Source organism: Nonomuraea sp. B208 (assembly GCF_057536035.1).
This window is the reverse complement of record NZ_BAAJOU010000028.1, coordinates 549,664-564,098: the sequence shown is the minus strand read 5'-3', so window position 1 is coordinate 564,098 and position 14,435 is coordinate 549,664. Positions and strand designations below refer to the sequence as shown.

Below are 14,435 nucleotides of genomic sequence, written 5' to 3'. Positions count from 1 at the left end.
GTCAAGCGGCTGCTTTACGTCCTGCCGGTCACTCCTCCTTCAGCTCCACCGGCTCCAGCGGGCTGACGGCCGGGCCCTGCAGGACGCGCCCGTCCAGGCCGAAGCGCGAGCCGTGACAGGGGCACTCCCAGGTCCGCTCGGCCTCGTTGAACCCGACCACGCACCCCAGATGCGTGCAGACCGCCGAGACGGCGTGCGCGCGGCCCTGCTCGTCGCGGTAGACCGCGCACCGATGGCCGCCCACCTTGACCACCGCGCCCTGGCCGGGCCGCAGCTCCGCGACGTCGGCGGCGTCACCCGCGGCGAGCCGGTCGGCCACGAAGTGGCGGGCGACCGTGGCCTGCATCTTCGCCATCGGGACCGCCTCCTGCCGCGGGTGCAGCCGGCGCGGGTCGTACAGGCCGCCCCACGGCTCGTCCTCGCCGGTGACCAGGGCGGACAGCAGCAGCCCGGCCAGCACGCCGTTGCTCATGCCCCACCCGCCGAACCCGGTCGCGACGTAGGCGTGCCCGGCACCCGGATGCAAGGGGCCGACGAACGGCAGCCGGTCGGTGGTGTGGTTGTCCTGCGCCGCCCAGCGGTGCGTGATCCGCGCCCGCGGGAAGTGCTCGCCCGTCCAGGCGGCCAGCCGCTCGAAGCGGTCGCCCACCCGCCCGGCCCCGGGCCGGTACGACTCGCCGGTCACGATGAGCAGCCGGCGGCCCCCGGGCAGGGGCGCGGTCCTGACCGAGCGGGTGTTCTCCTCCGAGGTGATGTACATCCCCTCCGGGTCGTCCTCCGGCGGCAGCGTGCCCGCGACGACCAGCTCCCGCGTCACCTCCATCCGGGCGAACAGCAGCGCGCGGTCGAAGATCGGGTAGTGGGTGGCCACCACGACGTCGGCGGCGCTCACCACGGCCCCGCTCTCGGTCGTCACCCGGCACGGCCTGCCCTCGCTCAGGCCGGTGACGCGGGTGCGTTCGAAGAGCCGGCAGCCGCGCGCCGTCATGGCGTCGGCCAGGCCGAGCAGGTACTTGCGCGGGTGGAACTGCGCCTGGCCGTCCACCTTGACGGCCCCGGCCACCGGGAACGGCAGCGCCGTGCCGGTGACGAAGGAGGCCGCGAGCCCCGCCTCGGCGGCCGCCCGCGCCTCGGCGCGCAACTGCTCCACCTGGTCGGCCGAGCGGGCGTAGGTGTAGGCGGGACGGCGTTCCAGCTCGCAGTCCACGCCGAGCTCGGCCGCCGTGCGCGCCACGTGCTCGACGGCCTCCTGCTGGGAGCGGGCGTAGCGGCGGGCCGTCTCGGGGTCGCGGCCGGCCAGCTCGGCGTAGATCAGCGTGTGCTGCGCCGACAGCTTGGCCGAGGTGTAACCGGTCACGCCGGCGGCCAGGCGGTCCGCCTCCAGCACGGCGACGGACCGGCCGGCGCGGGTCAGCTCCCAGGCGGCCGACAGCCCCGCGATGCCGCCGCCGATGACGGCCACGTCCACGGTGACGTCCTCGGCGAGCGGCGGGTGCTCGCGCGCGGGCGCGGAGTCCATCCAGTACGACAGCATGCTCACGCCTCCCCCGCCGCCTGCGAACGCTGCTTCATCTCCGCCTCGTACACGTGCCGGCGGCCGGCCATGAGCCGGTCGCGGACCTCGCGTTCCAGCTCGCGGAAGGCCGCGTAGTAGTCGTCGTCGTACTCCTCGACGATCTGGAACGTCCACCGGCCGGGCAGGACGTCGCGGCCGACCAGCTCGGCGGCCAGCCGGCGGGCCAGGTCGTCGTGGGCACCCCCTTTCAGCAGGTCCACGGCCTCGGCCACGGTGGCGTGGGCGGAGCCGGTGAGCTGGTGGAAGGAGTAGAGGTGGCCGCGGGCGCGCTCGACCGTCTCCAGCGCCTCCGACAGCATGCCAGCGGCCTTGACCGCCTGGTCGTCGGCGCCGTCGGGGCGGCGGTGGTCCTGATCGGGTGTGTATGCCATGGACCCGCGTTACCCTGCGGAGCACGAAGGATGCGCCCGGGACGCGCGCGGGTCGGCCTGCGGACTCTGCTAGTTTTACCTTTCCGGCCGGATTCGCTTCCGGCCGAAAGTGTTTTCATGACTCTTTCTCCGGTTCTCGTGCGGCCCGTGACCGCCGCCGACCGTCCCGCCGTCGAACGGCTCTGGCTGATGTTCCGCCACGACATGGCCGACTACCAGGGCGGCCTGCCGAGCCCCGACGGCACCTACCACAGCGACCGGCTGCGTCAGGCGTTCGAGGACGACGACTGGGTCGCCTACCTGTTCACCAGCGGCGACCGGCCGGTCGGGTTCTCGTTCGTGCGCGCCCTGTCCGGCCCCGCGCACGTGCTGAACAGCTTCTTCGTGGTCCGCGGCGCGCGCCGGTCCGGCGTCGGGTCGGCGGTCGTCCGCGACGTGATCGACCGGCACCCCGGCCCGTGGCGGATCGCCTTCCAGGACGCGAACACGGCGGCCGTCGCGTTCTGGCGGCGCGTCGCCACCGAGATCGCCGGCACGGCGTGGGCCGAGGAACGCCTCCCCGTCCCCGGCCGTCCCGACGTCCCCCCGGACGTGTGGATCTCCTTCACCACCGCCTGACGGCGACGCTCAGGTCAACTCGTTCCTGTGCAGCCGCCGGGCGATGAGGGCCAGGTGGAGGCGCAGGCGTCCGGGCGGCTCCGTCACGTCCCAGCCCAGCAGGCCGGACGCCTGGCCGAGGCGGGCCTGCAGCGTGGAGTGGTGGACGTGCAGGACCCCGGCGGCGGCCCGCAGGCTCGGGGCGGTGACGACGGCGTCCAGCGTGGCGAGCATCCAGGGCGCGGCGACGGCGGCGCGGCGCAGCGCGTCCACGTCGGCGGGCGGCGGCGTCCCCGGGTGGATGACGGCGGCCAGCGTCGTCAAGGTGCCGAGGTCGCCGGCGTGGACCAGGCGCGGCCCCGGGTCGTGCTCGCCGCCGGCGGCGGTGAAGCGCAGGGCCGTACGGGCGCTCTCCCAGGAGGCGGGCAGGTCCAGGACGGGCACCGTGACGCCGATCCCCGCCCGCCGCCCTGCCGGCACGCCGGGGTCGGCGGGCCCGCCGCCGGGCGGCATCGGCTGGACGCGGGCCGCCTCGCCGTGGACCGCGATCGCGCGGGCCGGCCCGGTCAGGCCGAGCCGGGCGGCGGCGGCCCGGCGCTCGTGCTCGGCGGCGTGCCCGTCGATCAGGACCTCGACCCAGGCGGGATCGTCCGGCGCGGCCCGGCCGCGGGTGCGCTCCAGCACCGTACGGGCCACGCCCGCCGCCCGTTCGAGTATCACGGCGTCGAGGACGGAGGCGGGCCGCTCGCGTTCGAGCAGCAGGCGGGCCCCGCCGCCGGGGGTGAGGTCCTGCGCCGGCCAGCACGCCAGCACCGGCTCCCGCGCGTCGAGCGGCACCCCGTCGGGGCCGATGCGGATGCGCAGGTGGCGGGCGTCGTCGACCAGACGGACCGGGCAGCCGGCCAGGAACGCCGCGCCGCGGACGACCGAGCCGAGACCGGCGGGGTGCCCGGCCAGCTCGTCGAAGTAGGCGATCACCCGGAGGGCGGCCCCCGCCTCGGGGTCCAGCGCGGCGACCCGCCCTGCCAGCTCTCTCATCGTCACATCATGCACTCGGGCGGCGGGAGCGTCGGCCGGGCCCCGGTCAGGAGGCCAGGATCCGCCGCAACCAGTTCGCGCGCGCCTGCTGGGAGCCGATCGAGATGGCCGCGTGCGGCGCGATCCCCTCGAAGGCGTGGCAGCCGCCGGGCCAGACGTGCAGCTCGGCGTCGCCGCCCGCCTGCCAGATGCGGGAGGCGTAGGCGACGTCCTCGTCGCGGAAGGTCTCGGCGGAGCCGGCGTCGATGTAGGCGGGCGGCAGCCCGGACAGGTCGGCGGCGCGGGCGGGGGCGGCGTAGCAGGACACGCCGGGCCCGCCGCGGTCCTCGCCGAGCAGCGCGGTCCAGCCGGTCTCGTTGGCGGCCCGGTCCCAGACGCCGAGCCCGGCCATCTGGACGGCCGACGGCGTGTCGTTGCGGTCGTCCAGCATCGGGCACAGCAGCATCTGCCCGATGAGCGCGGGGCCGCCGCGGTCGCGGGCGAGCAGCGCGGTGGCCGCGGCGAGGCCGCCGCCCGCGCTGCCGCCGGCGACGACGATCCTGCCGGGGTCGGCGCCGAGCTCGGCGGCGTGCCGGGCGGTCCACACCAAGCCGGCGTAGCAGTCCTCGACCGGCGCGGGATGGGGGTGCTCGGGCGCGAGCCGGTACTCCACGGAGACGACGGCCGCCGGGGTGCCGTCCAGCCAGTCCTGCACGTCGGCCACGCCGAGGCGGCGGTTGCCGGAGATCATGCCCCCGCCGTGGATGTGGTAGATCACCGGCACCGGGGTGGCCGCGCCGCTGGGCCGGCAGATCAGCAGCGTGAGGTCCGGCGCGCCGTCCGGGCCGGGCACCTGGCGCTCCTCGACCTCGTACGCCCCGTCGCGCCGCAGGTCCTCCAGGGTCACGTCCATGCCGGGCAGCGGCGCGCGGACCGCGTCCAGGTTGTCCAGGGTGACGCGGGGCATGAAGTCGCGCACGGTCGCGAGCGCCGCCGCCACGTCGGGGTCGAAGGGCACGGACGGGCCGGGCTTCACGCTCATGCGCACTCCTCGGGAGTCGGGATCCCACCATTCTGGCCGCCGCGCGGTGCGCGGTCCGCGCGCGGATGGCGGATGTCGCCCGCCGATCCGGCGGCGCAGGGAGACCTTAAGAAATGCGTAAGCGGGCTCCGCGAGGCTGTGACCAGACAACGACGGAGGGCCGCACACCCCGGCCCCCTTCCCCCTGGAGGACCATCATGAGGACCATCGCCGCCGGCTTGTTCATCTCCCTCGACGGTGTCGTGCAGGACCCGGCCGACTGGCACTTCCCGTACTTCGACGAGGCGATGGGCGCCGCCGTGGAGGCGCAGATGGCCGACACGATGCTGTTCGGGCGGGTGACGTACGACGGTTTCGCCGAGGCGTGGCCGGAGCGGGAGGCGGAGGGCGGCGAGGACGCCGGCTTCGCCAAGACGCTCGGCGACGCCCGCAAGATCGTCGCCACGCACCGGCCCCTGGAGTCCACCTGGCGCAACTCCGAGGTCATCCAGGGCGACCTGGTGGAGGCCGTGACCGCGCTGAAGCAGGAGGAGGGCGGCCGCATCGCGATCAGCGGCTCGATCTCGGTGATCCGCCAGCTCCTGGAGGCGGGCCTGCTGGACGAGCTGCACCTGCTGGTGCACCCGATCGCGGTCCGCAAGGGCGAGCGGCTGTTCGACGAGGGCAACCCGATCCCACTGGAGCTGGTCCGCTCCGAGACCTTCCCGACGGGCGTGCTGAACCTCGTCTACCGTCCCGCCGCGCGCAACGAGCCATAGAGAACGCCTGGTCAACCCCTCTCCCCCTGTCCCGGAGCGAACTCCGGGGCAGGGGGTTTCCGCGTGTCCGACGGCCCAATTAATCCAAGTTCCTTCCTTATTAGGGCGACCCGGAGTCCATCCGCCCGCCCGCATCTTCGCCGGAAACCGGCCCCACAGCCCCTTTTTCGAAACTGTCCTACATATTTTAGTCACGGCTTGCTCACAATCGCATCGCAGGGGAGCATCGTCTGCCAATACGTGCTCAGATAGCGCTACTTATTTGCATAAATCAGCGCTAGCCTCCTCACCACCTCCCCGACCCTGACGAAGGAGCATCCCCCGTGTCCAAGCTCAGATCCTCCGCAGCCGTGGGAACACTCGCTCTGGCACTGCTGATGACCGCGTGCTCACCCGGCACAGCCGGCGGGACCCGGGAGACCGGCGGCGCGGCGGACTCGATCAGCCTGCGGGTCAACAACGCGACGACGTACTCGCGCAACTTCAACATCTACTCCCCCTCCACCGACATCGCGCCGCAGATCAGCCTCATCTACGAGCCGTTGGTGCGCCGCAACGTCTTCAAGGGCGGCGCGCTGGAGCCGTGGCTGGCCGAGTCGTGGGAGTGGAGCGACGGCGACAAGACCGTCACGCTCAAGCTCCGCACCGACGTGAAGTTCTCTGATGGCACCCCGATGACCAGCAAGGACGTCGCCTTCACGCTGAACATCCCGCTGAAGCACCCCGAGCTGAACACCGGCGGCCAGACCTACGTCTCGGCCGAGGCGACCGACGAGCACACCGTGGTCGTCAAGTGGAAGAAGCCCGCCCAGCTCGACTTCTACCGCTTCGCCCTCGGCGTCACCGGCTTCGCGCCCAGGATCGTGCCCGAGCACATCTGGAAGGACCAGGACCTCAAGACCTGGACGAACCCCGACCCGGTCGGCACGGGCGTGGGCAGGCTCACCCAGTTCACCCCGCAGCAGTTCACCCTGGAGACGCGCCCGGACTACTGGGGCGGCCCGTTCCCCATGAAGACGATCAAGATCGTCGCCACCGGTTCCGACGACCAGACCAAGGCCCGCCTGCTCAAGGGCGACATCGACTTCGCCACCATCTCCTGGCCGAACGCCGAGCAGGAGTACATGGCCCGCAACCCGAAGACCAACGTCTACAAGACGTTCCACACGGGAGGCGAGGAGTCGCTGCTGTTCAACCTGGACAAGGCCCCCTTCGACGACGTCAACGTGCGCAGGGCGCTGGCGATGAGCCTGGATCGTTCCAGCCTGCTCAAACTCGCCCCCACTGGCCAGGAGCCGGCCAACGCGTGCGGCCTGGAGCCCGCCGTGTACGCCGACTTCATGGCCCCCGAGTGCGAGCCGCAGGCGCTCGACGCCGAGGGGGCCAAGAAGGCGCTGGCCGACGGCGGCTGGAGCGTCCAGGACGGGCAGCTCGCCAAGGACGGCAAGACCTACCCGCTGGGCCTCAAGGTCGTGCAGGAGTACGCCAACTGGATGGCGTACGGCAAGGGCATGCAGGACCAGTGGAAGACCAACCTGGGCCTGGACGTGAAGGTCACGGCCGTGCCCGAGGAGAACTACGACCCGCAGCTCAACGACGGCGACTTCGACATGGCCCTCTACTGGACCGGCGGCTCCAACGGCCTGTACTCCGTCTTCACCGACCAGCTCGACCCCGAGACGTACGTGCCGAGCGGCAAGGACGCCCAGTACCAGAACCAGGGCCGCTGGAAGGACGAGTCCACCGCGCCGCTCCTCGACAAGCTGCGCGAGAACGCCGGCGACCCGGAGGCGCAGAAGGAGACCGGCCACCAGCTCCAGAAGATCGTGCTGGACCAGGTGCCGTACTCCCCGATGTTCACCGCCGACTGGTTCGTCGAGATGAACCAGGCCCGCTGGACCGGCTGGCCGGAGGCGGGCAGCACCCAGCACGTCCCGCACAGCGGGATCGGCCCGGACATCGTGCTGACCCTCAAGGGCCTCAAGCCCGCGGGCGCGTAGATGAAGCAGGGCAAGTGGCGGTTCCTGACCAGGCGGGTGGGCTTCTACCTGGCCACCGCCTGGTCGGCGATCACGCTGAACTTCCTCATCCCCCGGCTCATGCCGGGGGACCCCGCGTCGGTGATCGTCAGGCAGTTGCAGCGGCAGTCGGGCGAGTCCGTCTCGCCCGAGACCGTGGCGGCGATCCAGAAGCTGTTCGGCGACCCCCGCGCCGGCCTGCTCCAGCAGTACGGCGACTACCTCGCCAGCATCGCGCGGCTCGACTTCGGCCTGTCCGTCAGCCGCTTCCCGACGCCCGTGGGCGAGCTGCTCGAGGCCGGGCTGCCGTGGACGCTGCTGCTGGTCGGCACCACCACGGTGGTCGCCTTCCTGCTCGGGACCGGCCTCGGGATCGCGGCCGGATGGAAGCCTGGCGGGCGGCTCGACGGGTTCCTGTCGCCCATGTCGACGTTCCTGAGCGCGCTGCCGTACTTCTGGGTGGCGCTCATCGCCCTGTACGTGTTCGGCCTGGTGCTCGGCTGGTTCCCGCTGGGCGGCGGCTTCGACCCCGACCTGTACGGCGGTCCCGGCTTCCTGGGCAGCGTCCTCACGTACCTGGTGATGCCCGCCGCGACGATCGTCTTCTCCGCCTTCGGCGGCTGGCTGCTCGGCATGCGCAACATGATGGTCACGGCCGTGAGCGAGGACTACGTCCTGCTCGGCCGGGCCAAGGGGCTCTCGGCCGGGCGGGTCATGTTCCGGTACGCCGCCCGCAACGCCCTGCTGCCCAGCGTCACCGGCTTCGCCATGGCGATCGGCGGCGTGCTCGGCGGCGCGCTGCTCACCGAGATCGTCTTCTCCTACCCCGGCATCGGCTACCTGCTGTACGACGCGGTCAGCAAGCGCGACTACCCGCTGATGCAGGGCGTCTTCCTGCTGACGACGCTCACCGTGCTGCTGGCCAACTTCGTGGCCGACTCCGTCTACGTGATGATCGACCCGCGCACGAGGGAGGCAGGCCGATGAAGGTCCGCGTCGGCATCGGCATCATCGCCTTCTTCGCGGTGGTCGCGATCGTCGGTCCGTGGCTCAACGACCTGATGGGCATCGGGCCCTGGAAGATCGACTACGACGCGATCGGCCGGCCGCCCGGCGGCGGTCATCTGCTCGGCACCACCAGCCAGGGCACCGACGTGCTCGCCCAGGTGATCGCCGGGACGCGCAACTCGATGGTGGTCGGCGCGGTGGCCGGCGTCATCGGCATCGTGCTCGCGGTCGTGGTCGGCGTCACCGCCGGCTTCTTCGGCGGCAAGGTCGACGCGCTGCTGTCCTTCCTCACCAACATGTTCCTGGTCCTGCCGGTGCTCCCGCTCACCCTCATCGTGGCGGGCTACGTGCAGGACACGGGGCCGATCACGATCGCGCTGATCATCGGGCTGTTCGGGTGGGCGCCCGGGGCCCGCACCCTGCGGGCGCAGACGCTCTCCCTGCGGGGACGGGACTTCGTCATGGCGATGCGCATGCTCGGCGAGACCAAGGCCCGGCTGATCTTCGTCGAGGTGCTGCCGCACCTGGCCGGCTGGATCTCCGCGATGTTCCTGCACCTGGTGCTGGGCGCGGTCCTGGCCGAGGCCGGGCTGGCCTTCCTCGGCATCTCCTCGGCCGACACCGTGAGCTGGGGCACCATCATCGACCAGGCCAGGCAGGTGGCCCTGCTCAACGGCATGTGGTGGTGGTTCGTCCCGCCGGGCCTGTGCATCGCGCTGCTCGGCACCGCGACCGGGCTGGTCAACTTCGGCATCGACGAGGTCATGAACCCTCGCCTGCGCACGGCCGACATCAAGGCGATGAGAAAGGCGCTCGCATGATCCTGGACGTCAAAGGGCTCAACGTCGACTACATCTCCGCCGAAGGAGCCGTACGGGCCGTCAACGACGTGAGCTTCCAGCTCCGGCGCGGCGAGATCCTCGGCGTGGCGGGCGAGTCGGGCTGCGGCAAGTCCACCCTCATCATGGCGATCATGCGGCTGCTGCGCCCGCCGGCGGCGCTCACCGGCGGCGAGGTGTGGCTGCACCCGCGCGACGGCGAGCCCGTGGACCTCGCCGCGAGGACCGACAGGGAGCTGCGCGCGCTCCGCTGGCGCAGGATCGCCGTGGTGCTGCAGAGCGCCATGGACGCGCTCAACCCCGTCGCCCGATTGAGCGCCCAGTTCGCCGACGTGCTGAAGGAGCACGGCTACCGCGACGTCGAGAAGCGCACCGCCGAGCTGCTGGAGATGGTGGGCATCTCCCCCGACCGGGCCCGGTCGTACCCGCACGAGATGTCCGGCGGCATGCGCCAGCGCGCGATGATCGCCCTGGCGCTGGCCTGCGACCCCGAGCTGGTCGTCATGGACGAGCCCACCACCGCCGTGGACGTCGTCATGCAGCGCCAGATCCTCTCCCAGATCCTCCGGCTCCGCGACCGGCTGGGCTTCTCGGTGGTGTTCGTCACGCACGACCTGTCGCTGCTGGTCGAGCTGGCCGACCGGATCGCCGTCATGTACGCGGGGCGGATCGTGGAGATCGGCGAGGCGGCCGGCATCTACGCCGACCCCAAGCACCCGTACACCAAGGGCCTGCGCGACTCCTTCCCGCCGCTGCGCGCGCCGGTCACCCGGCTGAGCGGCATCCCCGGCACGCCGCCCGCGCTGCGCGACCTGCCGCCCGGGTGCGCGTTCGAGCCGCGCTGCGCGCGGCGGTTCGGCGACTGCGCGGAGCGGCGGCCCGAGCTGCTGCCGGTGGGCGGCGGCCTCGCGGCCTGCCACCTGCACGACCGAGAGAGGGCGCATGTCTGACACCCCGATCCTCGCCGCCGAGGACGTGACCAAGCACTTCCAGTCGCGCGACGGCCTCGGCAGGCACGTGACGGTCCGCGCCGTGGAGAACGTCACGCTCCGCCTCCACCGGGGACGGATCGCCGCCCTGGTCGGCGAGAGCGGCAGCGGCAAGACGACGCTGGCCCGGCTGCTGGCCCAGTTCTACCCGGTGACCTCGGGGCGGATCCTGCTGCACGGCGAGCCGGTGACCGGGCCGGACAAGCGCTTCGCCGGCGAGGTGCAGCTCGTCTTCCAGGACCCGTTCGCCTCGCTCAACGCGCTGCGCAGGGTGGAGCACAACCTGCGCAGGGCGCTGAAGCTGCACGCGCACCCGGCCGGCGACGAGCACGTGCGCGAGCTGCTCGGCAAGGTCAACCTGACTCCGGAGGCGGAGTTCGCGCGCAAGCTGCCGCACGAGCTGTCGGGCGGCCAGCGGCAGCGGGTGGCGATCGCGCGGGCGCTCGCCGTGCGGCCGTCGGTGCTGCTCGGGGACGAGCCGATCTCGATGCTGGACGTGTCGATCCGGCTCGACGTGCTCAACCTGCTGGCCAGGCTCCGCGACGAGGAGGGGCTGGCGCTGCTCTACATCACGCACGACATCGCCAGCGCCCGCTACCTGTCGGACGACATCTTCGTCATGTACGCCGGCCAGATGATCGAGGGCGGCCCCGCGGAATCGGTCATCCAGGAGCCGAAGCACCCGTACACGCGGCTGCTCATCGACTCCTCGCCCGACCCGGAACGCGCCGCGGGCAGCTCGGCGTTCACCGCCGCCGAGAAGCTCGGCGAGCCGCCCAGCCTGGTGGACCCGCCGCCCGGCTGCCGCTTCCACCCGCGCTGCCCGTTCGCCAGGGACGAGTGCCGGACGGAGTTCCCGCCGCGCACCGAGTTCCCCGACGGCGGCTGGACCACCTGCTGGCTGCACGTCACCCGACCGGAGGACACCCCGACGCCATGACCTACCACCTTCGTTACCAGGTGCTGCCCGGACGGGACGCCACCGGCCTGGCCCGCTACTGCGTCGACCACGCCATCCCCGAGGTGGTGCTGTTCTACGGCGCGGAGGAGCTGCACTCCGGCCATCCGGCCGGCGTCGGCGAGGACCTGTGGTTCGAGCACATCGCGCAGGCCAAGGAGGTGCTGGACCGCTACGGGATCGGCGCGAGCCTCAACCCGTGGATCACGGCGGGGCACACCGACCGGGGCCGCGTCCAGGACCTCGGCTTCGCGCCCATGGTCTCGCCGCTCGGCGAGGTCGCCACCACCTGCGCGTCCTTCGCCTGCCCGGTCTGGCGGGAGTGGGTGGCCGGCCACTACGGGCGTTTCGCCGGGCTGGGCTTCCGCGTCCTGTGGGTCGAGGACGACTTCCGCTACCACAACCACGAGCCGCTGACCTGGGGCGGCGGGTTCGAGCCCGAGATGATGACCCGGTTCGCGGCGCTCGCCGGCGCGGAGCCGACCCGGGAGGAGCTGGTCGCCGCGATCACCGCGGGCGGGCCGCCGCACCCGTGGCGGGCGCTGCTCCAGCGGACCTGGCGGGAGGCCCAGCTGGAGGTCCTGGACGCGATCAGGGACGCGGTGGCCGGGCGGGCCGCGCTCGGGCTGATGAGCTCTCGGCTGGACGTGGCCTCGATCGAGGGACGCGACTGGGCGTCGGTCTTCGAACGGGCCGGGGTGCACCGGCCGCATTTCGCGCCCTACGCCGACGTGCCGGGGGCGCGGTTGTCGTACTCGCTCGCGATGCTCGAACTCCAGCGGGCGATCCGGCCCGCCGGCGCCGAGGTGGCGCCGGAGATCGAGAACTCGCCGCACACCGAGTGGACCAAGTCCGACACCCAGACGTGGTCGGAGATGGTCGCGGCCCGGCTGTCGGGCGCCGACGGCATGCTGCTCGACCTGCATCCCTTCGTGACCGGCGAACCCCAGCGTTATCCCAGGATCGGCGAGCTGCTCGACCGCTCGCGTCCCGCGCTCGACTTCACGGCGGGCCGCGACCTGGAGACGTACGGCGTCGGCGTCCCCTGGTGGCCGGACACGGCCGCGCGGGTGCAGGGAGACGGCACCATCGAGGGGCTGATCGCCGACCCGCTGCGGCCGGCCGACTACCTGCTGCCGTACGGGGTCCCGATCCGGGCCGGGATCGCGCCGGTCACCGCCCTGTTCGGCAAGGTCGCCTGGGGGCTGCCCGACGAGCGGGTGGAGGAGCTGTTCTCCGGCGGGGTGCTGCTCGACGGGCACGCGGCGCTGATCCTCACCGAACGCGGGTACGGCTCGCTGCTCGGCGTGCGGGTCGAGGAGGTGACCGACCGGTGGACGCCGTCGCGGCGGCCGTACAGCATGGAGCGGATCGCGGACGGCGGCGGGCTGCTGAGCGTGAACCTGCAGCCCGCGCTGGCGCGGCTCGCCGCCGACCCGGCGGCCGAGGTGTGGACGCGGGTGGTCACGCCGCGGGACGAGCCGTGGGGCGACGGGCGGGTCGCCTACGTCAACGCGCTCGGCGGCCGGGTGTTCACGCTGGCCGCCTGCGCACCCGAGCGGCTCGCGCGCTGCGACGACGGGCAGGCCCTGGCGCAGCAGGCGGTCCGGTGGCTGGGCGGCGACTTCCCCATGGTGACCGGCGGGCCGCACCTCATGCCGCACCTCGCCAGGGTCGGTGACCGGTGGCGGCTCGCGGTCGTCAACGGCTCGGCGGACCCGGCCAGGCCGGTGCTGTCCGGCGTGCCGGAGGACGCGGTGACGACGCTGCTCGCGCCGCTCGCCGAGCCCCGGCGCGCCGACGCCACGGACGTGGAGCTGCCGCACCGCGGCTACCTGGTGGCGGAGTGGCCGGCGTGAACGAGCGTCCTGTGGTGATCCCCGCCCTGCAGCAGTGGACGGGCGGGACCGGCGCGTTCCGGCTCGGCAGCGGCTCCCGCGTGGTGTCGCGGGACGCCCCGGAGCCGGCCCGGCGGTTCGCCGCCGAGCTGGGCGTCCCGTACGGGGACACGGGCGGGGACACGGGCGGGGACACGGGCGGGGACGTCGTGCTCGCTCTGGCGGAGACCGGGCGCGGTTCCGAGAGTTACCGGTTGGAGATCGCGCCCGAGCGGGTCCTCGTCGAGGCGCCGGGCCCGGCCGGGCTCTTCTACGGCACCCGCAGCCTGCTGCAGATCCTCGGCGCGGACGGCCGCGCGCCCGTGGGCGTCGCCGTGGACTGGCCGAACTATCCGGTCCGCGGCTACATGCTGGACGTCGGCCGCCGCTTCGTCACGCCGGCCATGATCCATCGGATCATCGGGCTGATGGGCACGTTCAAGCTCAACGAGCTGCAGCTGCATCTCAACGACAACGAGATCGAGCCGCCGGAGGGCGACTGGAGCCGGGCGGTGTCGGCGTTCCGGCTGCGGTCGGACGCCTTTCCCGGGCTGGCCGCCGTGGAGTCGTACACGCGGGCCGACTGGGACGGGTTCGAGGAGGCCGCGGCGGCGCACGCGGTCACCATCGTGCCGGAGATCGACGCGCCCGCGCACGCGCGGGCGTTCATCGCCTACGAGCCCTCCATCGGGCACGACGGGGGCGACTCCGACCATCTCGACCTGGCCAACCCGGCGGCGACGAAGCTGGTCAAGGAGGTGTTCGAGGAGTTCGTGCCGTGGTTCCGCGGGCCCGCGGCGCACTTCGGGGCGGACGAGTACTACCAGAGCAAGGAGCTGTGGAGACGTTTCTTCAACGAGATGGCCGCGCACCTGCGGTCGCTGGGCAAGCAGCCCCGCGCCTGGGGCGGCTTCACCCGCCTGTCCCCCACGGGTGACACCGCCGGGTTCGACCCGGACGTCGTGATCAACAGCTGGAACAACGGCTTCTACGGGCCCGAGGGGGCCGAGGGCGACGCGTATCCGCTGATCAACAGCAACGACGACCTGCTCTACATCGTCCCGGAGGCGGACTACTACCACGGCCAGGGCCTCGACGGCGCGTGGCTGCACGAGCACTGGGAGCCGCACGTGTTCGCCGGCGGGCAGAGCCTCGACCCGGACGACCCCCGCCTGCTCGGCGCCATGCCGGCGCTGTGGAACGACCTGGTGCACGCCACGTACGGCGAGGAGCGGATGTACGAGCTGATCGAGGACACCGTGGGGGTGCTCGCCCAGAAGATGTGGAGCGGGAGCACGTCGGGCCTGCCGTACGCGGAGTTCCGGGCGCGGGCCCGCGCCGTCGTCGCCGGTCCGTGATTCTCGCAGAGGGGGCGCCGCCCGGCC

At 72.7% G+C, this 14,435-nt stretch carries 13 protein-coding genes; 9 read left to right on the top strand and 4 right to left on the bottom strand.

What is annotated here, in order from left to right; genetic code table 11:
* Window positions 1-28: 28 nt before the first annotated feature.
* Window positions 29-1,534: an FAD-dependent oxidoreductase gene (locus AC27IY_RS38875; protein WP_487181225.1), complete on the bottom strand. Its 1,506-nt coding sequence runs from the start codon at window positions 1,532-1,534 to the stop codon at window positions 29-31.
* 2 nt (window positions 1,535-1,536) lie between these two features.
* Entirely contained in the window at window positions 1,537-1,947 is a 411-nt protein-coding gene (locus AC27IY_RS38870) for a hypothetical protein (RefSeq protein ID WP_344211724.1), read from the bottom strand.
* A gap of 117 nt (window positions 1,948-2,064) precedes the next feature.
* Between AC27IY_RS38870 and AC27IY_RS38865 the strand changes: the two genes are divergently transcribed.
* The gene (locus AC27IY_RS38865) at window positions 2,065-2,565 is read left to right on the top strand and encodes a GNAT family N-acetyltransferase (protein ID WP_487181050.1); all 501 of its coding nucleotides are present in this window, start codon (window positions 2,065-2,067) and stop codon (window positions 2,563-2,565) included.
* Window positions 2,566-2,574: 9 nt separating this feature from the next.
* On the opposite strand, the gene AC27IY_RS38860 is transcribed toward AC27IY_RS38865, so the two are convergent.
* Together AC27IY_RS38860 and AC27IY_RS38855 are read right to left on the bottom strand one after the other, a co-directional pair.
* On the bottom strand, window positions 2,575-3,582 hold the full coding sequence (locus AC27IY_RS38860; protein WP_487181049.1) for a helix-turn-helix domain-containing protein: 1,008 nt from the start codon (window positions 3,580-3,582) through the stop codon (window positions 2,575-2,577).
* Window positions 3,583-3,628: 46 nt separating this feature from the next.
* Window positions 3,629-4,603, bottom strand: a complete 975-nt coding sequence (locus tag AC27IY_RS38855; protein WP_487181048.1) for an alpha/beta hydrolase — start codon at window positions 4,601-4,603, stop codon at window positions 3,629-3,631.
* A gap of 197 nt (window positions 4,604-4,800) precedes the next feature.
* On the opposite strand from AC27IY_RS38855, the gene AC27IY_RS38850 reads away from it, so the two are divergent.
* The 8 genes from AC27IY_RS38850 to AC27IY_RS38815 all read left to right on the top strand — a co-directional run bounded on the left by AC27IY_RS38850 (window position 4,801) and on the right by AC27IY_RS38815 (window position 14,408).
* Window positions 4,801-5,361, top strand: coding sequence for a dihydrofolate reductase family protein (locus AC27IY_RS38850; RefSeq protein WP_487181047.1), 561 nt, complete (start codon window positions 4,801-4,803; stop codon window positions 5,359-5,361).
* Window positions 5,362-5,684: 323 nt separating this feature from the next.
* Window positions 5,685-7,361 carry an ABC transporter substrate-binding protein gene (locus AC27IY_RS38845; protein WP_487181046.1) on the top strand — a complete coding sequence of 559 codons (1,677 nt, stop codon included), beginning with the start codon at window positions 5,685-5,687 and terminating at the stop codon, window positions 7,359-7,361.
* Window positions 7,362-8,366: an ABC transporter permease gene (locus AC27IY_RS38840; RefSeq protein WP_487181045.1), complete on the top strand. Its 1,005-nt coding sequence runs from the start codon at window positions 7,362-7,364 to the stop codon at window positions 8,364-8,366. It begins immediately after the preceding gene.
* The gene (locus AC27IY_RS38835) at window positions 8,363-9,208 is read left to right on the top strand and encodes an ABC transporter permease (protein ID WP_423450622.1); all 846 of its coding nucleotides are present in this window, start codon (window positions 8,363-8,365) and stop codon (window positions 9,206-9,208) included. Before AC27IY_RS38840 ends, AC27IY_RS38835 begins: the two co-directional genes overlap by 4 nt.
* Window positions 9,205-10,176, top strand: coding sequence for an ABC transporter ATP-binding protein (locus AC27IY_RS38830; protein WP_423476530.1), 972 nt, complete (start codon window positions 9,205-9,207; stop codon window positions 10,174-10,176). Before AC27IY_RS38835 ends, AC27IY_RS38830 begins: the two co-directional genes overlap by 4 nt.
* Window positions 10,169-11,155 (top strand): ABC transporter ATP-binding protein, encoded by a 987-nt coding sequence (locus AC27IY_RS38825; RefSeq protein ID WP_364444801.1) that lies wholly within the window; start codon window positions 10,169-10,171, stop codon window positions 11,153-11,155. The genes AC27IY_RS38830 and AC27IY_RS38825 overlap by 8 nt, the downstream gene beginning before the upstream one ends.
* Entirely contained in the window at window positions 11,152-13,032 is a 1,881-nt protein-coding gene (locus AC27IY_RS38820; RefSeq protein WP_487181044.1) for a hypothetical protein, read from the top strand. Before AC27IY_RS38825 ends, AC27IY_RS38820 begins: the two co-directional genes overlap by 4 nt.
* Window positions 13,029-14,408, top strand: coding sequence for a family 20 glycosylhydrolase (locus AC27IY_RS38815; protein ID WP_487181043.1), 1,380 nt, complete (start codon window positions 13,029-13,031; stop codon window positions 14,406-14,408). The genes AC27IY_RS38820 and AC27IY_RS38815 overlap by 4 nt, the downstream gene beginning before the upstream one ends.
* Window positions 14,409-14,435 lie beyond the last annotated feature (27 nt).